This window comes from Mammaliicoccus fleurettii (assembly GCF_003970575.1).
In the GTDB taxonomy this organism is placed as follows: domain Bacteria; phylum Bacillota; class Bacilli; order Staphylococcales; family Staphylococcaceae; genus Mammaliicoccus; species Mammaliicoccus fleurettii.
In genome coordinates this window covers 12,243-35,229 of sequence record NZ_RXWZ01000171.1, presented here as the reverse complement: position 1 = coordinate 35,229, position 22,987 = coordinate 12,243, and the positions used below count along the sequence as shown (strand labels likewise).

Genomic DNA, 22,987 nt, shown 5'->3' with positions numbered 1-22,987 from the left:
TTGATAAACATCGGCATAGTTTATATCAAAGAATATTTCTCCATTTTTATTATAAAAATAATTATGTATCGTATCTATTAGTTCATGCCAGTTTGTTTTAAATTTAGTATCGTTTAAATCAATATCGTATAATTTTATAGATGGAATAATTCGAGTATCTGAAAACATACTTAAACAAAAACCTAAATTTTGTTTATAAATTTCTTTATGTTCATCATTGAAAAATTTCTTCACTGAACAGTGAATGATGATAATAGGTGTTTGAGTCATTTTTTCTACATTTTCTAAAATTTCACCTAGAAAAGGTGAGTAGAAATCATAAACATCGCCTATATGTAAATATGTCTTATGATTGGCTCTTAATGTTTTAAGTGGACCATCATTAAAAGACATTTTTTTATACTCATGTACGAACGATCTATTTTGCATCATTTTTTGCAATTTAGAAATGAGTAAATCTTTATAATCATTAGAAATATTTTCATTTTCTTTATTAATTTTGTGTTTTTTATATTGTAATCTATATTGGTTCGGTGTTACATGAAATTGTTCCTTAAACTGTCGATTAAAATTGTGATAACTGGAGAAACCGTGACTATTAGCAATTTGTTCAACCTTAAATTGACTGAACAATAAAGCATATGTTGCTTGGAATAATCTCGTTTCTTTTAAATACTGAATAAATGTCGTTCCCATTTGTTTCGAGAATTCTCGTGATAAATGTTCTGGAGAAATATAGAACTGGCTTGCTACACTATTGAGTGAAAGTCTTTCATGATAATGCTGGTCAATATATTGTTTAACTTTATATATAAGGCTACTTAACTTGATTTCGATTTGTCCATAGTTTTTAGTATCAACTTTAAATCGTTCATACAAAATTTTATAAATTTCTACCACATAATGACTACGTCTAATTTTTACGTTGTTTAAATCTGCTAATATAGCTCTAATAAACAAATCTTTAATTTGGTGTTTAAATCTATCTAATTCATTGGTTTTTGTAGTTCTAGGAATGTTAAAGACGAAAGCTTCCTCTCCACTTAAACTTTCCATCATTGAGTAACTAATATGAAGAATAGCAACTAAACCATTATTAATAATAGGTAAATAGTTATCATTATCCTGTAAATAGAATAATTCTCCGACATTAAAAGTATAGCTCGTATGATTTAAAGTTAAATCCGTTTTTCCTTCTAAAATAAAACATAGTGCACCAAATCCTGGTTTTTTAGGATTAATAATGCTTTCTTTATGTAAAGTAATCTCGTAATTATACAAATAACCACCTCATGGAAAGACAAAAATTGGAATATAACATCAAATATCGTCATATTTTAAATGTTTATACTATCATAATATCAAAAAAAGTAATTATATGTTACCTGATTCGTTGAAAAAGATAAGTTGTATTATAATAAATCAAATATTCTAATCGATTTAATCAAAATATGAATTTAAAACGGGTTACAATAATAATTAATGAAATTTATGTATTGCGAACTATTAAAAATCGGGAGAATTTAAAACAGGAGGGTTTGAAGTGGCAGAAATATTTAACAAAACAATTCAAGAAATGATAGATTATGAAAATAAAATAACAAATTTAAAAAATGATAAACGCTTATCGCTAGTTGAATTTATTATATTAGAAGAAATATTCAGAGCTAAAGAAATCACGATAAAAGAAATACTAAACGGTAAATTAACAGAACTCGAAACGAGACCTTCAAATATAGGTACAAACTTAGCAAAGTTGTATAGAAAAGGTTTAATAGATAAATATAGAAGTGATCTTGATGAAAGAAAAGTATATTACTTCATGGATGAAAAGCATAAAGAGAACTATAAAGCACTCGTTCAAGATATTTAACAAAAATAAGAATTCTCAAATAAAGAGAGCTAATCCATATTTTTCGGATTAGCTCTCGTTTCTTTATTTATAAAATCTACGATTTTGTTCGTGCATTTGCCAGAGGGTATGGTTCGAGCCTGTAGTCTCTCACGCATACTATTCCCTCAGGCGTCAGCACTTGCAAAATCGTTAGTCATATCTATTTTTATATAATCTTGCGATTTTGTAGTGCATTTGCCAGAGGGTATGGTTCGAGCCTGTAGTCTCTCACTCATACTATTCCCTCGGGCGTCAGCACTTCACAAAATCGTTCTCAATATCTATTTTCACAAAAAAATAAAGCACTTTCGTATAATTTAATTGATCATGACAAAAACTAAATTAACGAGGTGCTTTATGTATAAAAATCTTTCACACATCTTCCTATATGTGTGAATATAGGTAACCCTGCTTACACATCTTCTGATATTTGTGAATATGACTACCTATATTTACACATCTTCCGACATGTGTAAATATAGCTACCTATGCTTACACATCTTCTGATATGTGTGAATATAACTACCCATGCTTACCCATCTTCCGACTAGTGTAAATATAGCTACTCATGCTTACCCATCTTCCGACTAGTGTAAATATAGCTACTCATGCTTACCCATCTTCCTATATGTGTGAATATAGGTACCCATGCTTACCCATCTTCTGATATTTGTGAATATGACTACCCATGCTTACACATCTTCCTATATGTGTGAATATGACTACCCATGCTTACACATCTTCCTATATGTGTGAATATGACTACCCATGCTTACCCATCTTCCGACTTGTGTAAATATAGCTAGCTACCTATACTTACGCTTCTTTTGGTATGTGTAAATATAGCTACCTATACTTACACTTCTTTTGGTATGTGTGAATATAGCTACCTATGCTTACACATCTTCCTATATGTGTGAATATGACTACCCATGCTTACACATCTTCCGACTTGTGTAAAAATAAATGACCAAATACTAAAAGGCTGAGACAATTAATTTGTCTCAGCCACTTTTTTTGTATATAGATTATTTAATTAAAGGGCGAGTATTACGCTCTATATATTGCGCTGAATGGATTGAAACTAATTCTCCTTTTGATAAATTCAATAAGTTTAGTTTCATGATTTTATTCATAGCTTGCTCTACAAATTCTTTTGTTAAATCTGCTTTTGGATTTTGAATTTGGAGTGTAAATGTTTTTTCAGTTGATGTCTTAAATGTTAATTCTAATACTCTTCTCATGTTTTCACCTCCTAACTTATTATCAGATAGTATTAATTTTCTATCTGAATTGTTTTGACGATATAAGCATCTTTGAACTTTTCGTCGCTTAATGTTTCGATGATAGCTTTAAAAGTTTTAACTTGTTCAGGAGTAACGTTTAAATTAATTGCATTAAATTTTCGTTGAACAGTTTTCACTTTAGAGGCTTCGTCTAAATATTGATGTAATAATATGATGTTAATGTCTTTAACTGTTTCCATAATTAATACCTCCTTTCAACTTATATATCGAAATATCTTTGTAAAAACGACAAAAAAAGGTAAAAATTTCTTTCATGTTACTCAAATATATATTATTATTAATATGTACCTTAATTAGGAAGGATGGACAAATTGCATGCAACAAGTATCTCCAATTAAGAATAAAGACGATATAAGAGCAATGTATGAAGTGCTTAAATCACATAGTGAAAGAGATTATTTATTGTTTAGCTTGGCTATTCATACTGGAATGAAAGTTAATCAATTATTGACTTTAACTGTTCAGGATTTATTAGATGAGGATAATGATATTAAATATAATTGGATTAATGATGAGAAGGATTTAATAAGAGTGGTCATTCCTCTTCATTTAAGATCGAGTTTGTCATCTTTTATAAGGGAAGAAGGGCTTAAGAGAGACGACTTTGTATTTATGTCCATCAAAACAAAAAAACAATTATCGAGACAACAAGCTTATAGAATTATTCATGTGGCTGCTGAAGAGGTAGGGCTCAAGAATATTGGGTTATACTCGTTAAGAAAAACTTTTGCATATCATGCTTTCAAATCCGGGATTTCTGTATCTATTATTCAAAAGTATCTTGGACATCAATCTTTACTAGAGACACTAAAATTTATTGACGTAACGACTATTAAAAAAGAAACGACAATAGAACTTAATATATAGAGAGAAAGGAGTTAGTGTATGGCTTTAGTATGGCTGTTTTTAATGATTATAGTTGTAATGTCAATTGTACTTATGACTATGAATACAAAGTTTAGTCGATTTGCAGGTTGGCTAAGTTTAATTGCTCCAGTACTTAGTTCCATATATTTTCTTAGCCAAATTAGGAATGTTTATACTGGAAATATAGTTACTTATTTTCAAGAATGGATACCTATCATTGATGTTAATTTAGATTTTCGACTTGATGGCTTATCTTTAATTTTTGCACTTCTTATTTCATTAATTGGTGCAGGTGTTTTCCTTTATGCCATTTATTACTTATCTCATGAAAAAGATAACCTTCCAAGATTTTATACGTATTTATTAATGTTTATGCTCGCAATGTTGGGCGTAGTACTTTCTAATAATACAATTTTGTTATATACATTTTGGGAATTGACGAGTATTTCTTCATTCTTACTTATTTCATATTGGTATCAACGTGGGAAAAGTCAAGAAGGTGCTTTGAAATCATTTTTAATCACTGTTTTTGGTGGAATGGCTATGTTAGTAGGTTTAATTCTGCTAAATAGCATTACGGGTACGAATACAATTACTGAACAAGTGGGTATGGTTGATAAAATATTTGAATCACCATGGTTTGTACTTGCAGTCATTTTAATCTTACTCGGAGCATTTACGAAGTCAGCACAGTTTCCATTCCATATTTGGTTACCGGATGCTATGGAAGCACCAACGCCAGTAAGTGCTTATTTACATTCAGCAACAATGGTTAAAGCAGGACTTTATTTATTATTAAGATTCACACCAATTATTGGTCAAAGTGAATGGGTTGTTTATACAGTTGTTACAGTTGGGTTAGTTACTTTATTGGTAGGATCTTTCTTTGCAGTAAATAAGAAAGACTTAAAAGCAATGCTAGCTTATTCTACAATCAGTCAGCTCGGTATGATTATGACGATGATTGGTTTAGGATTACTTGCTTTAAACAGTGATTTTAAAGCGGATAATGAAATCTTTTTAGCAAGTTTGTTTGCAGCATTATTCCATTTAATTAATCACGCTATTTTCAAAAGTGTTCTATTTATGGGTGTTGGCATTATTGACCATGAAACAGGCACAAGAGATGTTAAAAAGCTAGGTGGATTACGAAAAATTATGCCAATAACAGCAGTTGTTATGACGATAAGTGCACTGTCTATGGCTGGTATTCCATTGTTTAATGGTTTTTTAAGTAAAGAAGCATTTTTTACTAGTTTAGTGGAAACAGGACATACTGAAATATTTAATCAAGTAATGTCCATTGTAATGATATCAGCTGGATTTATAGGCAGCATTTTTACATTTGTTTATTGTATTAAGTTAATTAAAGAACCATTCTTTGGACAAATAAAAAAAGAACAATTACCTAAAGTACCTCGTCATGATGGCGGTGGATTGTTAATTGCACCATTTATAATCGTGTTGTTTGTACCGACAATATTCTTTGTTCCTAATTTATTAGGAGAATATTTAATTGGACCAGCGTTAAGAGATATATTCCAAGATGGTCAAGTTATGAATCATTTACCTCATATTAGTGCATGGCATGGTTTCACAGTAGAATTATTCTTAACATTAGGTATTTATATCTGTGGTACATTACTTGTGCTATTTCCTAAATGGGATGTTATATATAGTAAGTTTTCTAAACAACTTGAAATTAATACGCTTTATACACAAGGTATGAGTTTATTAGATAGAGTAAGTACGTTCTCAATTCAAAGTATAATGAACAATAAATTGAATCAATACTTGCACATTATATATATTATATTCTTTGTCATAATGGGATACGGTATTTATCAAGTAGGTATTTACGATATAGCTTATTATCATATTACAGATGCTTCAACATTTGAAATTATTATTTTAATTAATATCGTGATAACTGCGACAGCATTAATGTTTATTCGTGAAAGAATGACGATGACCATCTTAAACGGTGTAATAGGATATTCAATAGCAGTGGTATTTATATTTATGAAAGCACCAGATTTAGCACTTACACAATTAGTAATTGAAACGATCACAACAGTGTTATTTTTATTAGTATTTTACCATTTGCCAAACGTACAAAAGGATAATCCTCATGTGTTAAGTGAAGTATTTAAATTAACGATTTCTTTATTAATGGCAGTCTTTGTCGTAATCTTCGTTATAATGATGCAACAAGATAGTTTATTCGACAAAATTTCATTTTATTATGAGCATGCCGACGAATTAGCAGGCGTTAAAAATATAGTGAACGGTATACTCGGAGACTTTAGAGCACTCGATACAATGTTAGAAGGTATTGTTATTTTGATTGCTGGTTTAGGTATATTCACTTTAGTTAAATTTAAGATAAGAAAGGGTGATCCTAATGAAAGAAAATGATGTGGTATTAGAAACGATATCCAAAATAGCCATTTTTATTATTTTGACGTTTGGATTTTATATTTTTCTTGCAGGTCATGATAACCCTGGTGGAGGATTTATAGGTGGACTTGTTTTTAGTTCAGCCTTTATCTTAATGTTTTTAGCTTTTGATGTTGAAACAGTTGTCCAATCAATGCCTTTGGATTTTAGAGCAGTGACGATTATCGGTTGTTTAATCTCTATCGGAACTGGTATTATACCAATATTTTTTGGTCATCCAATGTTAACTCACGAAGACGGTTATGTCACATTACCGCTATTAGGTGAAATTCATATATCAAGTGTTACACTATTTGAGCTAGGTATACTACTCACTGTAGTTGGAGCTGTTGTAACAATCATGCTTGCGATTAGTGGTGATAACAGTTGAATTTAATACTTGTAATTATAATAGGTGTACTGACCTTTGTAGGAACATATATGATTTTATCTAAGAACTTAATTCGAATTGTTATCGGGACAGCAATTTATACACACGTAGCAAACTTAATGATTTTATCAATGAGTGAATTTGGTGGGAAGAATGTCCCTCTTATAAATGGAGAAGGTAAAGATTATGTAGATCCTTTACCACAAGCGCTAATATTGACTGCAATCGTTATAGGTTTTGCTATTACAGCATTTTTACTTGTTTTAGTATATAGAACATTTAAGTTAACGAAAGTGAACAGAATAGAGGCGTTACGCGGTGAGGATGAAGATGTAGATGAATAATTTAATATTAATACCATTACTCGTTCCTTTAATTACTGGGTTAATACTGTTCTTCTTTAAAGAACGTTTAACGTTAACTAGACGTATCGCGATATCGAGTTTAACAATTACAACATTAATAACTGCTTGGATGTTAATAGAAGTTAGTTTAAATAAAGCGTTAGTAATTAATTTTGGGGACTGGCAACCACCATTTGGAATACAATTCGTAGGTGATGAACTCGGGCTATTGTTCACGACTGTTTCTTGTTTTGTTGTGACAGTTATTATTTATTTTGGTTTTGGTAAACGAGAAAGAATAGCAAATAAATATTTTTTACCATCTTTTATACTATTTTTACTAACTGGTGTTAATGGTAGTTTTCTTACAGCAGATATATTTAATTTGTATGTTATGTTTGAAATTATGCTCTTAGCCTCATTTGTATTACTAACACTGGGGCAATCTATTGAACAGTTGAGAGCTAGTATTATCTATGTTGTAATTAACGTCGTAAGCTCATGGTTCTTCTTGATGGGTGTTGCTTATTTATATGGTACGTTAGGTACTTTGAATTTTGGCCATATAGCTATGAGAGTGAGCGAAAGTAATCAACCAGCGACAGTTACTTTAGTGGCGATTATTATGATATTTGTATTTGGTGGTAAGGCTGCTCTTGTAATGTTTATGTGGTTGCCAAAAGCGTATGCTGCATTAAACACAGAACTAGCTGCGTTATTCGCAAGTCTTATGACTAAAGTTGGTGTATATGCGTTACTTAGAATAATGGTACTTATGTTTGATGAGAAGCCAGACGTTACACATTTTCTACTATATATAATGGCTATTATTACGATGATTATCGGTAGTATAGGTGTATTAGGATTTAAAGATATTAAAAAAATAGCTGCTTACCAAGTAATTTTGTCTATTGGTTTTGCAGTACTTGGTTTAAGTGCAAATAATAGTGACGGTATAACTGGCGCTATCTTCTATGTCAGCCATGATATGATAATCAAAACTTTACTATTCTTAATCATAGGTACGTTTGTATTATTAGCTGGAACGAGATATTATGACCAATTTGGTGGTCTCATTAAATATTATCCAAGTCTAGGCGTTATATTCTTTATAACTATACTATCTATCGGTGGTGTACCTCCATTTAGTGGATTTCCTGGGAAATTATTAATTATAAAAGGTGCTTTAGAGAATGGTTATACAATCGGTGTCATTGTGATGATTCTTTCAAGTGTAATCGCTATGTACAGCTTACTGAGAGTATTCTTGGTGATGTATTTTGGAAGAGAAGGCATTCCACAAGCTGAGAGAGTTGTGCTATCTAAAAACAAACTTTATGCGATGGTTATATTGACTGTAGCAACAATTGTGTTGGGGATTGCTTCTCAATATGTTCTAGACATTTCAGAATTAGCTGCCCAATTTAATATAAATGAACAATCATATATTAAAGAAATTATTCCAAATGTAGAAGTGGAGGCGAAGTAATAATGGCACAACTATTATTAAATATTTTAATCGCCTTCTTATGGACTTTATTTCAAGATGAAGATACATTTCACTTATCAACTTTCATAGGTGGATATTTTATAGGGATATTTATTGTCTACTTGATGCATAGGTTTTTCGGTCATGTTTTCTATTTAAAAAAAGTATGGGTAATATTCAAATTTATTTGTGTTTACAACTATCAACTTGTAACTTCAAGTATGACAACTATAAACTATATTCTTTTCAAAACGAATAAAGTAAATCCAGGACTTGTAACTTACGAGACAACGTTGAAACATGATTGGGCTATTACATTGTTAACACTACTCATTATGTTAACGCCAGGATCAGTCGTGTTAAGACTCTCGCCTGATGGTAGGAGATTCTTTATTCATGCAATTGATGTTTCAGAAAAAGAAAAACAAATTCTAACTAAGCAAATTAAGAAATATGAGAAACTAATCTGGGAGGTGCTTAAATAATGTCATTTATCATTTTAACAATTATAAATACAGCACTTGTTATTTATGGTATTTCCATTGTTATAGTACTTTTTAGAACGATAATTGGACCAACTACAGCAGATAGAGTTATTGCTTTTGATGCAATTGGCGCGATATTAGTTTCAGTTGTGGGTGTATTGAGTATTGTTTTTGATACATTTAGCTACTTAGAAGCAAGTCTTATTATTGCGATACTTTCCTTCTTGAGTACAGTAGGTATTTCACGTTTCATAGAAGGGGGTCGTGTCTTTGAATCTAAGCGAGATCGTTAGTCTAATTGCTGCTTTATCTATATTGCTTGGTTCAATTGCAGCTTTAATAAGTGCAATTGGTATTGTTAGGTTTAGAGATACATTTCTTAGAAGTCATGCTGCAACTAAAAGCTCAACTTTATCAGTATTGCTTACATTAACAGGTGTATTTATCTATTTCTTAGTAACACAAGACTATTTCAGTGTTCGTACATTATTGACAATATTATTCTTATATTTAACATCACCAGTAGCAGGTCATATGATTATTAGATCAGCATACAATTCTGGTTCATATATGTATATGAAAGAGTTTACGAAAAAAGGAACATCATTAAACTTTAGATATGATCGAAAAGAAACTAAAAAAGATCGTAGAAAAAGAGCTGAAAAAAGACAGTTAATGAATGAAGCATTTTCTAAAAATGATAAAGAAACATTTAGCAAATATAAACAAGTTATGAAAAAAGATGACAAAACTTTAAAATAGCAAAAAGGTTGAGACAATTAATTTATTTTATAGTGTCGACAAAGTCGTGGACTTTGCCGACATTTTTTTATGAAACGTGTCCATAAGAAAAAAGAGCTTGAGATTTTCAATGAGAAAAGTGTGAAAAAAAGACTGAATTTATCAAGTTTGGCTCGTCTAGATAAATAGAAGCGTTGAATTTATCAAGTTTGGCTCGTCTAGATAAATAGAGGCGTTGAATTTATCAAGTTTAGTTCGTCTAGATAAATTCAAGTAACTTTATTTACTTTCCAACGAAAAACTGTCGACAATAAGGTTGTTATTCTCTTTCTCATGAAAGGTGTCCATAAAAAAGTCTGAGACAATTAATTTGTCTCAGACTTTTTTATAAATTCAATAACTATTTCATACTATTGTGTATTGCTTTGGCGTTGTGTTCCATCATATTGTAGTATGAATTTCCTTTAGAGTCTTTTTTACCTATAGAATCTGTAAAGACTTCTTCTTTAATCTCAAGGTTCGTTTCTTCAGCTAATGTTTGCATACTTTTCTTATCTACACTTGTTTCTACGATTAATGATGATAGATGATTGTTTTTAACAAAATTAATGGCTTGTTTCATTTGATCTGGAGTACCCTGTTTTTCTGTATTAATTTCCCATATGTAACCTGGTTTTATATGATACGTTTTTGCAAAATATTTAAATGCACCTTCACTTGTAATGAATGCTCGTTTGTTCTCATCTATATCATTAAATTCATTTTTCATTTTGCTATGTAATTTATTAAGTTTATTTGTATAATTATCTGCATTCGATTTATAATCTTTACTATATTTTCCATCTATTTTACTCAGATGTTTTTCGATAGTATTTACATATTTAATACCATTTTCAATACTTAACCAAGCGTGAGGATCGACTTTGTTTTTATCTCCTTCTCCACCTTTTAAGTAAATAGGTTTTACATCTTCTGTAGCTTGTATAACATTTTTGTCAGATATTTTTTTGCCAGCTTGTTCTAAAGCTTTTTCAAACCAACCATTTCCACTTTCAAGATTAAAGCCATTATATATGATAACATCGGCATCTGTAAGTTCTTTAACGTCTTGTGGTTTGATTTCATATTCATGTGGATCTTGACCAATGGGAACGATACTTGTGACTTTTGCGTTTGATTTAGTTACTTCTTTAGTCATATCAGCAAGTATAGAATTTGTAGTGACGACTTTTAAATGTTTATCATTTTTAGACGAAGATTGACTACATGCACTCAATAATAAGATGACAGCTATGAGTGAAAACAATAATTTTTTCATAATGTACTCCTTATATAAATTTTAATTTAAGTTTATGTATGGCGAACGTAATAATATAAACTAAACAACATACTAATACGATACAAGCGCCACTAGGTAAGTTGTATAGGTAACTAATATACATGCCACAGGCCGCACATATTGCACTAATTGTACTTGCAACAATCATCATTGCTTTTAATGATTTAGTAATTAAAAATGCAGTAGAGCTAGGTGTGATTAGCAATGCAACAACTAAAATAATTCCTACCGTTTGTAAGCTCGCTACAGTAACAAGTGCTAACAACATCATGACAAAGTAATGAATTAATTTAATATTCAATCCACTCATTTTCGCCGCTATTGGATCAAAAGTTGATAAGTGGAGTGGTTTATAAAATATAATGACACAAGCAATCACGATAATACTTACAATGCTCGTTGTATAAAAAGCATTTGAAGTTACTGCTAAAATGTTTCCGAATAGTATATGGTACAAATCTGTAGAGGAATTGATTTGGCTAATGATTATAATACCTAGGGAAAAGAAAGCAGTGAAAATAATACCTATTGCAGCATCATTTTTTGTCTTCGAATGTTGTGAAATATATCCTATTAGTAAACTCGTTAACATGCCTGATACTAAGGCACCTATAAACATTGGAATATTAAATACATAGCTGAGTGCGACACCAGGTAGAACAGCATGGCTCATGGCATCACCCATTAGAGATAAACCTCTTAATATAATAAGACTTCCTACAACCCCGCAAACAATCCCAACTATGATGGCAGTGATTAGAGCTCTACTTAAAAAGTTATATTGAAAGAGTGATGAGATAAATTCGTTAATCATAATGTTACGCCTTCCTTTAAAAATACTTCTTTAATGTTTTCATCAGATAAAGCTTCTGTAGCAGAACCAAAGAATTTTACTGATCGATTGAGGAGGAGGATTCTATCGAAATACGCTTTGGCTTTGTGGATATCATGATGAACAATTAAAATCAGTTTACCTTCTGATCTTAGTCTTCGTAATATTTGAATCATGATTTCTTCACTTTTAAAGTCGATTCCAACGAAAGGCTCATCTAGACACAATAAATCACTATCTTTCATTAAAGCTTTTGCTAAGAGAACACGTTGTAATTGTCCACCACTTAATTGATTTAATGTCTTATCTTTTAAATCAGTTAGTTGCAAATCAGATAATAATTGGTCTCTTTTTATATAAGCTTCATTTGCCATCGGTCTAAACCATCCAGAAGTTTGGTAATAGCCAGTTATTAAGCTGTCTTTAACTGTAATAGGAAAATCTAAATCTAGTTGATTTCTTTGGGGAATGTAAGTTAATTGAGTGAGTTGTTGCTTAATAGGTTTATCATTCCAAAAAGCAAAGCCAGTTGCTTTGAATTCGCCTAAAATTGATTTGATAAACGATGATTTTCCAGCGCCATTTGGCCCCATAATGCCTATTAGCTCTCCTGATGATTGAATTCTTAAGTTAATATCATGCAATATGTGCTGTTGACCTATAAATAAATTCATATTCTTAACCTGTAACATGTTATCACCTTTTTCTAAAAATAAGTTTAGGCTAACCTAAACTATAGTTAGATTATACTATAAAATTAGGTGAAGTCAAGAGATAGCTTGTAAAAATAAATCATGGTACAATAAAAATATGATAATAAAAGCGAGGTCAGAGCAGATGTTGACTGAAGAACAAGAAGATTATTTAAAAGCAATTTTTGGATTAAATGGAACGACAGATTATGTATCAAATAAAAACTTAGCTCAAGATTTAGGTATTAAACCGTCATCAGTAAGTGAAATGATGCTGCGTTTAAAAAAAGACGATTATGTAGATATCCGTCCATATAAAGGTGTGAAATTAACACAAAAAGGATTAGACCATACTGCGAATATCATTAAAAGGCATAGACTAATTGAAAGATTTTTAATAGAAGAGTTAGAGTATTCGTGGGATGAAGTACATGAAGAGGCTGAAATTTTAGAGAATCGAGTATCTGATCGTTTCATAGAAAAGATAGATAAGTTGATGGGGTATCCTAAGACGTGTCCACATGGTGGAATAATTCCAAGAGAGAATCAAATTGAAGAATTATATAATACTTCATTGAATGAATTTGAAGTAGGTGACGATGTTATCATTAAACGTGTAATGGACTATGTGAATTTATTAGATTATTTAAGTAATCAAGACTTGAATATAGGTAATGTTGTTACAATAAGTAATAAAGATAGCTTAAATCAAATTATAGAACTAAAGTTAAATAATAAAACGATTATGATTAGCGAAACAAATGCATCATATTTGTTTGGAATAAAAAAATAACCAATAAAAAATCGAAAAACTCGATTCTTTATTGGCTTTTTTTATGACCATAAAATATTAAAAGTATACATAACTGCATATACGTTTATTGCAATCCAAATAACACTAAAGACAATAGTAGGGATTTTAGTTAGTTGTCTTAATTGGCTACCATCCCATTCTTGGCTTGATCGTGTGAAAGTTAATAAGAATATCGTGATGCTTGATTGAGCAACTTCGCCTAGCAATGTACCTAAGCCCAAGTGATATATATAAGTGGTGATTTGGCCAAAGTCATGTATATTTGGTGCTGATATGACTTCGTATAATGCAGCAGCTATGACAACTAGTATGATAGTTGGTATAAACTTTTTAGATGTAAGCATAACATAGTATAAAAACATTAAAAGAAGGATAATTAAGAATATTGGTCCAAACGTATGATGTTTAAGCCAAACACCTAAAATAAGCATAATAGATGGCATAATATAACCGAACAATGTTGTTATAACTTGATTTAATCGCGATTTAGAACCCGTGATAGCATAACCTTGTCTACCTGTTTCTGTTCGTTCTTTTCTACGCCATACAACAACTAAATCTTTCGGTTTACCACCGGAAAGTTTATTTGCAATCACATGGCCCATTTCATGAATTAAAATAGGGAAATATCCTAAAATAATATCAATCAAACTTAAAATAGGTTGCTGTCTTCTATGATGAACAAATACATATATTAGTGCGATGATCGTAATCGTAACTAATGATATATTGATTGGTTCTGATAAAAAATTCGGTAAAAAATGAATCAAAAATACGTCACCTCGAATAAAATAGTTTAATACTATTCTACACTAAAGTGACGTATTTGTTGTCGGGCTTAAGGCTTAATGTTATTTATTATTTTTCTTACGTTTTAATAACCAAGTTAATAATAACAATATTCCTAAAATAAGTAATATTGAAGCGGTCATGATCATAGGTCTATTATCTTCGCTTGTAACTTTTTCTTTTGTTTGATTAAATTTATGTTTGCTAGGTGACTCCACATTGACTGTTGGTGGACCATAGCTATCATTTAAGAAAGTACGTTTGTAATCGATATGGGCTTTACCATCTTCAAGAACAACTTTATAGTCTACACCTTTTTGCACAACGTCATAAAGATCTTCTGAAACATAATAAGTTTTACCGTTTATTTTTTGTTTGCCTTTAGATAATACTTTTTTCCATTCATATTCATTGAATGATTTTTCCATTAAGCTGTTACCCATCATATTACGTTCTTTTTCACCACCAACGCTATTATAGTCACCAGCACCAAGAAGGATTTGATTGATTCTTAAACCATCTCTTTTAGTTGAAAGACTATGGTTATAGTCAGCTGTATCACTTGAGCCTGTTTTTAGACCGTCCGTGCCTTTTAATGACATATCCGCACCTTCAAGTGAGTGGTTATAAGTATAATAAGTAACGTTTTGAACAGTAGGTGCTACTAATTTTGTATATTCTAAAATATCAGGATACTGCTTTACAAGATGTTGTGCTAGAATTGCGAAATCTCTAGATGTAGAATAATTATCTTCATCTGATTGGTAACGCTTAGCTTTATATTCTAATAATAAATTATTTGATGCGCCATTAGAATTGTAGAACTTTGTATGTTTCATGCCTATTTTTTTAGCAGTTTCATTCATGTAATCAACAAAGTCAGAGTCTAAATCTTTCTTTTGTTGTTTAGAAGCTGTATTTTTATTTGAGTCTTTATCTTTTTTATCTATCTTTTTTGCAGAAGCTAAATTTTCAGCTTTCATAGTCTCTCTACCTAAAATCATCGCGCCGGCATTTGAAGAGTTAGAAACTGTAATTTGCATTAACTCAGAAATAGTATATACATCACCTGGATATAATTTTGTATTACTTAGTTCAGGTAACGTTGATAAACGGTATTCTTCGTTTGTCATTTTAACTTTTGCATTTTTGTCTAATTTACCGCTATTGATTGCTTTTTCAGTTAAGTATAATGTCATCAACTTAGACATACTTGCAGGATACCATTTAACATCTATCTTATATTCATACATAATTTGACCAGTTTCAGAACTGTAATTAATTGCGCCTTCTGGTTCATATATTTCTCCAAGTGAATATCCATTTTCGGTGGCAACAGTTGTTGGAGACTTTGCGTTATCAGCAGCAGATGCATTTTGAGTTACTGGAATGCTCAATATTAGTAGTGCAAAAAATATTAATAGACTTTTTTTCATTAATAAGACCTCTTTATTTATTTTTAAAATTAACTATATCATTCTAACATAAATTAAATAACTTCCGTATAACAAGATAACAAATGAATATTAATTTTTTGTAAAATTAGTTTTCTATAATTAGTATGTATATACCATTTTGCTGTAAAATACAAATATAATCATTATATTTATTGAAGAGGTAGTTAAAATGAAAAATGAAAATCCGTTGATATATTTACTAAAAAAAGTAGATTGGCCTAAACAAATGGTATTTTGGGCAATGTTTCTATCTATACTAGGCAGTCTAAGTGGTTTACTTGTACCATTATTTACCGGGAAATTAGTGGATACATTTAATGCAGAAAATTTAGATTTACGCATGGTATGGCTATTTATAGGGATATTCTTAGCTAATGCTGTTTTGAGCGGTATAGGTACGTATTTATTAAGTAAAATTGGTGAGAAAACTATTTACTCTATTAGAGCAAAGCTTTGGCAACATCTCATCAACTTAAAAATGAGTTTTTTTGATAAGAATGAAAGTGGCCAATTAATGAGTCGTATTACTGATGATACGAATGTAATTAATTTATTTATTTCTGAAAAGGCGCCAAGCGTATTACCTTCTTTATTAACGCTGATTGGTTCTATTGTTATGTTGTTCATTCTCGATTGGCAAATGACACTCATTACTTTTATTATTTTACCGATTTTTATAGGCATCATGATTCCACTAGGGAAGAAAATGGGCAAAATTTCTAAAGAAACACAAACTGAAATTGCTAAATTTAGTGGATTGCTGGGTAGAGTATTAACTGAAATGAAGTTAGTGAAAGTAACAACTTCAGAAACAAACGAATTAGAAAAGACGAAAGTAACTTTATTAAGTATATATAATTTAGGTTTGAAAGAAGCTAAAATAAGAGCGATTATATCACCATTATCAGGAATTATAATGACGGTTACCGTCGCTATAATATTAGGATTTGGTGGAATAAGAGTATCAAGTGGCGCAATTACAGCAGGAACTTTAGTTGCGATGATTTTCTATGTTATACAATTATCAGCACCAATTTTAAGTTTCTCAATGTTCATTACGGACTATAAAAAAGCAGTTGGGGCAAGCGAAAGAATATATGAAATATATCAAGAAGAAATCGAAAAAATTGGGATAGATTCAAATCGTCCTGTAGCCGACCATCAAGACATAACATTCAAAAATGTTTCATTTGGATATGAAGATAATCTCGTTATTAAAGATTTATCATTATCTATCCATTCTGGAGAAGTTACAGCATTTGTAGGACCATCAGGATCAGGGAAAAGTACATTGTTCAGTTTAATTGAAAGATTGTATCCACTAGAGCACGGGGAAATATTATATGGTAACGAGTCTATACAAGATATATCTTTGAAATATTGGAGACAGAAAATTGGATATGTCATGCAATCTAATGCAATGATGTCAGGTACGATAAGAGATAATCTTACATATGGAATTAATGAAGCGGTAACTGATGAAACACTTATACATTATACAAAAATGGCACGTTGTTATGACTTTATAATGGAATTTCCACAAGGATTTGAAACAGAAATAGGAGAAAGAGGTACTAAATTATCAGGAGGACAGAGACAGCGAATAGATATAGCAAGAAGTTTCATTAAGAACCCTGATATTTTACTATTAGACGAAGCAACAGCTAATTTAGATAGTGAAAGTGAATATTATATTCAACAAGCATTGAATGAACTTATGAAAGATAGAACTACGATAGTAATAGCACATAGACTAGCAACAATAAAGAAAGCAAGTCAAATAATTTTCTTAGATAAAGGAGAAATTACCGGTGCAGGTACACATAGTGAGTTAATAACAACACACGATAAGTATAGACATTTCGTAAATACGCAAAGCCTAACGGAATAAAAATATAAAATTAAGAATGTAATAGAACTTGGTAGATGAGAACAACTAAAAATCACAAAATAGAGTCTAGACAATAAATTGTCTAGGCTCTATTTTGCGAGTGGGAAAGAACTTGGTTGTGGAGTTTAGATTGGGCTAACTAGCAGAATTCCGAATAATGCTCCTTAGGTTGGGCTAACTAGCAAAATTCCGAATAGTGCATCTTAGAAAGCTCTAACTGGCAGAATTCTGAATAGTGCTCCTTAGAAAGTTCTAACTGGCAAAATTCTGAATAATGCTCCTTAGAGACAGCACTTCTTACGGACATTACTCAGAATTATGTCCCTAACAGCACCCCTTACGGACACTTCTCGTAATTATGTCCCTAACACAATATTAAGTAGAAAATTAATTTTCAAATCAGTGACAATAATGTAAACGCAACCATTCAAGTAGATAAAGAGTTTGTAAAAAATCGTAAAAATCTATATAAAATTTATCGTGAATATTTTCACATAATATGCGCTAAAGCTATTGACCCAGGGTTTTGGAGGTGTTATATTTACATTGTGAAAAAAACACAAATATAAAAGATGCGCATCTTAAAAAATAAAAAAGAAAGAAGTTGTTCGTTGTGTTATTAAATAATATTAATCCATTAGATAATGTAACTTTATCAGCACTTGTCGCTAGTATACCGATTATATTATTTTTATTATGTTTAACAGTTTTTAAAATGAAAGGTATATATGCATCAATTACAACACTTGTCGTAACTTTATTAATTGCATTTTTTATATTTGATTTACCAAAAACTGTAGCTGTTGGTGCTGTAACTGAAGGGTTTTTCCAAGGTATTCTTCCTATTGGTTATATTGTTGTAATGGCGGTATGGCTATATAAAGTTTCTATTGGTACAGGTCAATTCAGCATTATTCAAGATAGTATTTCTGGGATATCTCAAGATCAGCGTATACAATTACTATTAATTGGATTTAGTTTTAATGCATTTTTAGAAGGTGCTGCTGGTTTTGGTGTTCCGATTGCAATTTGTAGTGTGCTATTAATTCAAATTGGATTTAGACCGTTACAAGCTGCAATGTTATGTTTAATTGCAAATGGTGCTGCTGGTGCTTTTGGTGCAATTGGTATACCAGTTGGAATAGTGGATAGTTTAGGTTTACATGGTAATATTACGGCATTAGAAGTTTCTCAAATATCAACACTTACATTGCCTATTATGAATTTCTTTATTCCTTTCTTATTAATTATGATTTTAGATGGATTAAAAGGTGTTAAAGAAATTTTACCGATGATATTAGTTGTAAGTTCAACTTATACAGTTTTACAAGTACTCATTACTTATTTCCAAGGTCCAGAACTTGCTGATATTATTCCACCATTATTATCAATGGTTGCATTAGCAATATTCTCAAAATTTTATCAACCTAAAAATATTTATAGAGTTACTGATCAAAAAGTTATGCAACCGAAAAAGCATTCTGTTAAAACGATCTTATATGCATGGAGCCCGTTCTATATATTAACTATTTTTGTCATGATATGGAGTGCGCCATTCTTCAAAGGATTGTTTGCAGAAGAGGGTTTATTATCATCATTAGTATGGAACATTAGTATTCCTGGAACATTAAATGAAATTACAAATAAATTAATTACATTAAAAATAGACATATTTAGTGCAACAGGTACTGCGATTTTAATATCTATTATCATTACAATTCTAATATCTAAACATTTTAAATTTAGTGAAGCGTTTAAATTATTAGGCTTAACAATTAAAGAATTATGGCTACCAATTTTGACGATATGTTTCATTTTAGCGATTGCTAAAATTACTACTTACGGTGGTTTAACAGGTGCTATGGGACAAGGTATTGCGAAAGCTGGTAGTGTATTCCCATTACTTTCACCTGTATTAGGTTGGATTGGCGTATTTATGACAGGATCTGTTGTTAATAACAATACGTTGTTTGCACCAATTCAAGCAACTGTAGCAAGTCAAATTGGCACAAGTGGCCCATTACTAGTTGCAGCAAATACTGCTGGTGGTGTAGCAGCTAAACTTATTTCACCACAGTCAATAGCAATTGCAACAGCAGCAGTAGGTGAAGTTGGTAAAGAGTCAGAATTACTCAAAATGACTTTGAAATATAGTATAGGATTTTTAATATTCATATGTGTGTGGACATTCATATTAGCGATGATTTTATAATAATAAACAGGGAGCGGTTATAATGAAACAATTTAAAGGAAACAAAGTTGTATTAGTAGGAAATGGTGCAGTAGGTTCTAGTTATGCATTCTCAATGATCAATCAAGGTATTTGTGATGAATTTGTCATCATAGATTTAGATAAGAAGAAAGTAAATGGAGATGTTATGGATTTAAACCATGGAACAATTTATGGTCCTTCTCCAGTCAAAGTAAAAGCAGGCGAATATAAGGATTGTAATGATGCTGATTTAGTCGTGATTTGTGCGGGTGCGGCTCAAAAACCTGGTGAAACAAGATTGGATTTAGTAGCAAAAAATATGAAAATCTTTAAAGCTATAGTCGATGAAGTTATGAGTTCTGGATTTGATGGAATCTTCTTAATTGCTACAAATCCAGTAGACATCTTAACTTATGCAACAATGAAATTCTCTGGTTTGCCAAAAGAACGCGTTATCGGTTCAGGTACAATTCTTGATACAGCAAGATTCAGATATTTATTAAGCGAAGAATTTGATGTAGCACCACAAAGCGTACATGCAAATATTATTGGAGAACACGGAGATTCTGAGCTACCTGTATGGTCACACGCAAATATTGCAGGTAAGCCATTAAGATCTATAATAGAAAAAGATGAAACACGTAAACATAGAATAGAAGAAATTTTTGTTCAAACTAGAGATGCAGCTTATGAAATTATTGAAGCAAAAGGTGCAACATACTATGGAGTTGCAATGGGGCTTATGCGTATTACTAAAGCAATTTTAAACAATCAAGATGTAGTGTTAACTGTTTCTGGATATCTAGAAGGTGAATATGGACATGAAGGTGTTTATATCGGTGTACCAGCTTTAATTAATAGATCTGGTATTAAAGAAATAATCGAAATGCCTTTAAATGAAGAGGAAAAAGCATTATTTGATAACTCTGTTAAAGTACTAAAAAATATACAAGCACCATTCGAAGAACAATTTTAATATAAAAATTTATCCTTGCAGGAGTGGGACGACGAAATCTTTTTATAAAACTAGATTTCTATCCCACTCCCTTTTTGTATTTGAAATAGGCATGTTGAGGGGATTTGCTGATTATGGTAGTATCTATATGTCTACTGAAAAATAAAAAGGAGGTAAGGTCATGAAAAATAGATTATTACGAGATATGATATTAATACTAGTAGGATCATTCATATTTGCTACTGGGGTAAATGCCTTTATTATATCAGCTAATTTAGGTGAAGGTGGCGTAACCGGGGTTTCTTTGATTCTACTTTATGCTTATGATATTTCACCAGCGTGGTCAACGTTTATACTAAACGCTATTTTAATCGCGTTAGGGTATAAATTTTTAAGTAAGAGAAGTACAATTTATACAATAATAGCGGTTATTGCAATATCGGTATTTTTAGGTCTGACAGGTTCATGGGTTGTTGAGACACACGAAATATTAATTAACACAATCTTTGGCGGATTTATGGTCGGTCTAGGTATTGGTTTAATAGTGTTATCTGGCGGAACAACTGCTGGAACAACAATCCTAGCAAGAATAGCTCATAAATATTTAGATGTTAATACATCATATGCTCTTCTATTCTTTGACCTTATCGTAGTCATGTTCTCACTAACTGTAATGCCGTTAGAAAAAGCATTACTAACAGTGATATCTTTATACGTTGGTACTAAAGTTATGGACTTTGTTATTGAAGGTTTAAACCCTAAAAAAGCCGTAACCATTATATCTCAAAATCCTGATCAAATTGCTAAAATGATAGATGAGCAAATTGGAAGAGGATGTACGATTTTAAATGGTAGAGGATATTATTCGAAAAAAGATACGGATGTTTTGTATGTAGTAATTGCTAAAACGCAACTTTCTAGAACTAAACGTATGATCAAGAAATTCGACGAAAATGCATTTGTAGTTGTCCATGATGTGAGGGACGTACTCGGAAATGGTTTCCTTGTGGATGAATAATTTAAAAAAACAAGCTAAGAAAAAGGGGATTCTTAGCTTGTTTTTATTTGTCTCAAAAGTGAATATAACGTGAAAATATTCATTAAATGATAGAAAAAGACCCCATTAAATGTTATAATACATAGATATGAATGATGATAATGATTATCATTTACAAAAAAATACAAATAAGCATAATAAATAGAGTCTATTTTTAATAGAAAGAGGGTTCTTTATGAATCGTTTAACGGGAGAAGCCATTTCAATAGGTTATGGTGAAAAATTAATAGTTAATGATTTAAACTTAGAAATACCTGATGGTAAAGTAACTTCTATAATCGGTCCAAATGGCTGTGGTAAATCAACTTTACTTAAAGCATTAAGCCGTATTTTAAATGTACAAACTGGAGAAGTTTTACTTGATGGAAAGAACTTACATTCAACTTCTACAAAAGAAATTGCTAAAAAAATTGCGATATTACCTCAGTCTCCTGATGTTGCAGATGGATTAACAGTTGGTGAACTGGTTTCTTATGGACGATTTCCTCATCAAAAAGGTTTTGGTAGATTATCTAAACAAGATAAAGAGGAAATAGAGTGGGCTTTAAACGTTACCGGAACTCATGATTTTAAATATAGAGCAATAAATGATTTAAGTGGTGGTCAAAGACAAAGAGTATGGATTGCTATGGCGCTTGCTCAAAAAACAGATATCATTTTCTTAGATGAGCCAACAACATATTTAGATATTTCACATCAACTTGAAATTCTAGAACTTGTTCAAGAATTAAATAGAGAACAAGGTTGTACGATTATCATGGTTTTACATGATATCAACCAAGCAATACGTTTTTCTGACCATTTAATAGCTATGAAATCTGGAGAAATAGTTGCTCAAGGTCAAACAGAAGAAGTGTTAACAAACGAGATTTTAGAAGAAGTGTTTAACATTGATGCTGAACTTTCAACAGATCCTAGAACTGGTAAGCCAATGCTTGTAACATATAATTTACTATGTAAACATTACACAAAGTTATAAAAGGATGGCAGCC

At 31.0% G+C, this 22,987-nt stretch carries 23 protein-coding genes; 15 read left to right on the top strand and 8 right to left on the bottom strand.

All coding sequences use genetic code 11. The features are described 5' to 3' along the window. The coding region (locus CD129_RS11620; protein ID WP_144437013.1) for an AraC family transcriptional regulator at positions 1-1,281 on the bottom strand (1,281 nt) is incomplete at its 3' end. Between the two features lie 262 nt (positions 1,282-1,543). Here CD129_RS11620 and CD129_RS11615 point away from each other — a divergent pair. Next, positions 1,544-1,873 carry a MarR family transcriptional regulator gene (locus CD129_RS11615; RefSeq protein ID WP_078358077.1) on the top strand — a complete coding sequence of 110 codons (330 nt, stop codon included), beginning with the start codon at positions 1,544-1,546 and terminating at the stop codon, positions 1,871-1,873. Positions 1,874-2,922: 1,049 nt separating this feature from the next. Here the strand turns inward: CD129_RS11615 and CD129_RS11610 are convergent. Both CD129_RS11610 and CD129_RS11605 read right to left on the bottom strand, forming a co-directional pair. Beyond that, positions 2,923-3,138 carry a DUF2922 domain-containing protein gene (locus CD129_RS11610; RefSeq protein WP_115337125.1) on the bottom strand — a complete coding sequence of 72 codons (216 nt, stop codon included), beginning with the start codon at positions 3,136-3,138 and terminating at the stop codon, positions 2,923-2,925. A 32-nt stretch (positions 3,139-3,170) separates the two neighbouring features. Beyond that, on the bottom strand, positions 3,171-3,380 hold the full coding sequence (locus CD129_RS11605; protein ID WP_078358079.1) for a DUF1659 domain-containing protein: 210 nt from the start codon (positions 3,378-3,380) through the stop codon (positions 3,171-3,173). Positions 3,381-3,516: 136 nt separating this feature from the next. On the opposite strand from CD129_RS11605, the gene CD129_RS11600 reads away from it, so the two are divergent. From CD129_RS11600 to CD129_RS11565, 8 genes are read left to right on the top strand one after another with little or no spacing between them, the layout of a single operon-like run. Beyond that, complete coding sequence (locus CD129_RS11600; protein ID WP_107509449.1) at positions 3,517-4,068, top strand: tyrosine-type recombinase/integrase; 552 nt, start codon at positions 3,517-3,519, stop codon at positions 4,066-4,068. A gap of 18 nt (positions 4,069-4,086) precedes the next feature. Next, a complete protein-coding gene (locus CD129_RS11595; RefSeq protein WP_078358081.1) occupies positions 4,087-6,486 on the top strand; it encodes a DUF4040 family protein in 2,400 nt (799 codons plus the stop codon). After that, entirely contained in the window at positions 6,473-6,898 is a 426-nt protein-coding gene (locus CD129_RS11590) for a monovalent cation/H+ antiporter subunit B (protein ID WP_078358082.1), read from the top strand. The genes CD129_RS11595 and CD129_RS11590 overlap by 14 nt, the downstream gene beginning before the upstream one ends. After that, positions 6,895-7,242 carry a Na(+)/H(+) antiporter subunit C gene (locus tag CD129_RS11585; RefSeq protein WP_078358083.1) on the top strand — a complete coding sequence of 116 codons (348 nt, stop codon included), beginning with the start codon at positions 6,895-6,897 and terminating at the stop codon, positions 7,240-7,242. Before CD129_RS11590 ends, CD129_RS11585 begins: the two co-directional genes overlap by 4 nt. After that, the gene (locus CD129_RS11580) at positions 7,235-8,731 is read left to right on the top strand and encodes a Na+/H+ antiporter subunit D (RefSeq protein ID WP_078358084.1); all 1,497 of its coding nucleotides are present in this window, start codon (positions 7,235-7,237) and stop codon (positions 8,729-8,731) included. Before CD129_RS11585 ends, CD129_RS11580 begins: the two co-directional genes overlap by 8 nt. A 2-nt stretch (positions 8,732-8,733) precedes the next feature. Then, a complete protein-coding gene (locus tag CD129_RS11575) occupies positions 8,734-9,216 on the top strand; it encodes a Na+/H+ antiporter subunit E (RefSeq protein ID WP_078358085.1) in 483 nt (160 codons plus the stop codon). Continuing rightward, on the top strand, positions 9,216-9,509 hold the full coding sequence (locus CD129_RS11570) for a monovalent cation/H+ antiporter complex subunit F (RefSeq protein WP_078358086.1): 294 nt from the start codon (positions 9,216-9,218) through the stop codon (positions 9,507-9,509). The genes CD129_RS11575 and CD129_RS11570 overlap by 1 nt, the downstream gene beginning before the upstream one ends. Continuing rightward, a complete protein-coding gene (locus CD129_RS11565) occupies positions 9,487-9,978 on the top strand; it encodes a Na+/H+ antiporter subunit G (RefSeq protein WP_078358087.1) in 492 nt (163 codons plus the stop codon). The genes CD129_RS11570 and CD129_RS11565 overlap by 23 nt, the downstream gene beginning before the upstream one ends. Before the next feature lie 379 nt (positions 9,979-10,357). Here CD129_RS11565 and mntC read toward each other — a convergent pair whose 3' ends face one another. From mntC to CD129_RS11550, 3 genes are read right to left on the bottom strand one after another with little or no spacing between them, the layout of a single operon-like run. Then, positions 10,358-11,275, bottom strand: coding sequence for a manganese ABC transporter substrate-binding lipoprotein MntC (gene mntC, locus CD129_RS11560; RefSeq protein ID WP_107509447.1), 918 nt, complete (start codon positions 11,273-11,275; stop codon positions 10,358-10,360). A gap of 10 nt (positions 11,276-11,285) precedes the next feature. Beyond that, entirely contained in the window at positions 11,286-12,110 is an 825-nt protein-coding gene (locus CD129_RS11555; RefSeq protein WP_088369007.1) for a metal ABC transporter permease, read from the bottom strand. After that, the gene (locus CD129_RS11550) at positions 12,107-12,820 is read right to left on the bottom strand and encodes a metal ABC transporter ATP-binding protein (protein WP_115337126.1); all 714 of its coding nucleotides are present in this window, start codon (positions 12,818-12,820) and stop codon (positions 12,107-12,109) included. Before CD129_RS11550 ends, CD129_RS11555 begins: the two co-directional genes overlap by 4 nt. 145 nt (positions 12,821-12,965) lie before the next feature. Between CD129_RS11550 and CD129_RS11545 the strand changes: the two genes are divergently transcribed. After that, on the top strand, positions 12,966-13,613 hold the full coding sequence (locus tag CD129_RS11545) for a metal-dependent transcriptional regulator (protein ID WP_126577752.1): 648 nt from the start codon (positions 12,966-12,968) through the stop codon (positions 13,611-13,613). Positions 13,614-13,654: 41 nt separating this feature from the next. Here CD129_RS11545 and CD129_RS11540 read toward each other — a convergent pair whose 3' ends face one another. After that, positions 13,655-14,404 (bottom strand): M50 family metallopeptidase, encoded by a 750-nt coding sequence (locus tag CD129_RS11540; protein WP_078358091.1) that lies wholly within the window; start codon positions 14,402-14,404, stop codon positions 13,655-13,657. A gap of 81 nt (positions 14,405-14,485) precedes the next feature. Continuing rightward, complete coding sequence (gene pbp4 / locus CD129_RS11535) at positions 14,486-15,859, bottom strand: penicillin-binding protein PBP4 (RefSeq protein WP_115337127.1); 1,374 nt, start codon at positions 15,857-15,859, stop codon at positions 14,486-14,488. Between the two features lie 190 nt (positions 15,860-16,049). Between pbp4 and CD129_RS11530 the strand changes: the two genes are divergently transcribed. The 5 genes from CD129_RS11530 (at position 16,050) to CD129_RS11510 (ending at position 22,974) form a co-directional block, all read left to right on the top strand. Beyond that, the gene (locus CD129_RS11530) at positions 16,050-17,771 is read left to right on the top strand and encodes an ABC transporter ATP-binding protein (RefSeq protein ID WP_107509442.1); all 1,722 of its coding nucleotides are present in this window, start codon (positions 16,050-16,052) and stop codon (positions 17,769-17,771) included. A gap of 613 nt (positions 17,772-18,384) precedes the next feature. Further along, a complete protein-coding gene (locus CD129_RS11525; RefSeq protein ID WP_107509441.1) occupies positions 18,385-19,983 on the top strand; it encodes an L-lactate permease in 1,599 nt (532 codons plus the stop codon). A gap of 22 nt (positions 19,984-20,005) precedes the next feature. After that, positions 20,006-20,959 carry an L-lactate dehydrogenase gene (locus tag CD129_RS11520; protein ID WP_115337128.1) on the top strand — a complete coding sequence of 318 codons (954 nt, stop codon included), beginning with the start codon at positions 20,006-20,008 and terminating at the stop codon, positions 20,957-20,959. A 160-nt stretch (positions 20,960-21,119) separates the two neighbouring features. Beyond that, positions 21,120-21,956 carry a YitT family protein gene (locus tag CD129_RS11515; protein WP_078358096.1) on the top strand — a complete coding sequence of 279 codons (837 nt, stop codon included), beginning with the start codon at positions 21,120-21,122 and terminating at the stop codon, positions 21,954-21,956. A gap of 214 nt (positions 21,957-22,170) precedes the next feature. After that, a complete protein-coding gene (locus tag CD129_RS11510) occupies positions 22,171-22,974 on the top strand; it encodes an ABC transporter ATP-binding protein (protein WP_115337129.1) in 804 nt (267 codons plus the stop codon). Positions 22,975-22,987: the final 13 nt, after the last annotated feature.

What these genes read in the sequence shown, in the direction of transcription:
- CD129_RS11580 (WP_078358084.1), top strand. Translation starts at nt 7,235, where the DNA reads ATGAATAATTTAATATTAATACCATTACTCGTTCCTTTAATTACTGGG.
- CD129_RS11610 (WP_115337125.1), bottom strand. Translation starts at nt 3,138, where the DNA reads ATGAGAAGAGTATTAGAATTAACATTTAAGACATCAACTGAAAAAACA.
- mntC (WP_107509447.1), bottom strand. Translation starts at nt 11,275, where the DNA reads ATGAAAAAATTATTGTTTTCACTCATAGCTGTCATCTTATTATTGAGT.
- CD129_RS11520 (WP_115337128.1), top strand. Translation starts at nt 20,006, where the DNA reads ATGAAACAATTTAAAGGAAACAAAGTTGTATTAGTAGGAAATGGTGCA.
- CD129_RS11555 (WP_088369007.1), bottom strand. Translation starts at nt 12,110, where the DNA reads ATGATTAACGAATTTATCTCATCACTCTTTCAATATAACTTTTTAAGT.
- CD129_RS11530 (WP_107509442.1), top strand. Translation starts at nt 16,050, where the DNA reads ATGAAAAATGAAAATCCGTTGATATATTTACTAAAAAAAGTAGATTGG.
- CD129_RS11550 (WP_115337126.1), bottom strand. Translation starts at nt 12,820, where the DNA reads ATGTTACAGGTTAAGAATATGAATTTATTTATAGGTCAACAGCACATA.
- CD129_RS11605 (WP_078358079.1), bottom strand. Translation starts at nt 3,380, where the DNA reads ATGGAAACAGTTAAAGACATTAACATCATATTATTACATCAATATTTA.
- pbp4 (WP_115337127.1), bottom strand. Translation starts at nt 15,859, where the DNA reads ATGAAAAAAAGTCTATTAATATTTTTTGCACTACTAATATTGAGCATT.
- CD129_RS11590 (WP_078358082.1), top strand. Translation starts at nt 6,473, where the DNA reads ATGAAAGAAAATGATGTGGTATTAGAAACGATATCCAAAATAGCCATT.
- CD129_RS11595 (WP_078358081.1), top strand. Translation starts at nt 4,087, where the DNA reads ATGGCTTTAGTATGGCTGTTTTTAATGATTATAGTTGTAATGTCAATT.
- CD129_RS11600 (WP_107509449.1), top strand. Translation starts at nt 3,517, where the DNA reads ATGCAACAAGTATCTCCAATTAAGAATAAAGACGATATAAGAGCAATG.
- CD129_RS11515 (WP_078358096.1), top strand. Translation starts at nt 21,120, where the DNA reads ATGAAAAATAGATTATTACGAGATATGATATTAATACTAGTAGGATCA.
- CD129_RS11510 (WP_115337129.1), top strand. Translation starts at nt 22,171, where the DNA reads ATGAATCGTTTAACGGGAGAAGCCATTTCAATAGGTTATGGTGAAAAA.
- CD129_RS11545 (WP_126577752.1), top strand. Translation starts at nt 12,966, where the DNA reads ATGTTGACTGAAGAACAAGAAGATTATTTAAAAGCAATTTTTGGATTA.
- CD129_RS11575 (WP_078358085.1), top strand. Translation starts at nt 8,734, where the DNA reads ATGGCACAACTATTATTAAATATTTTAATCGCCTTCTTATGGACTTTA.
- CD129_RS11570 (WP_078358086.1), top strand. Translation starts at nt 9,216, where the DNA reads ATGTCATTTATCATTTTAACAATTATAAATACAGCACTTGTTATTTAT.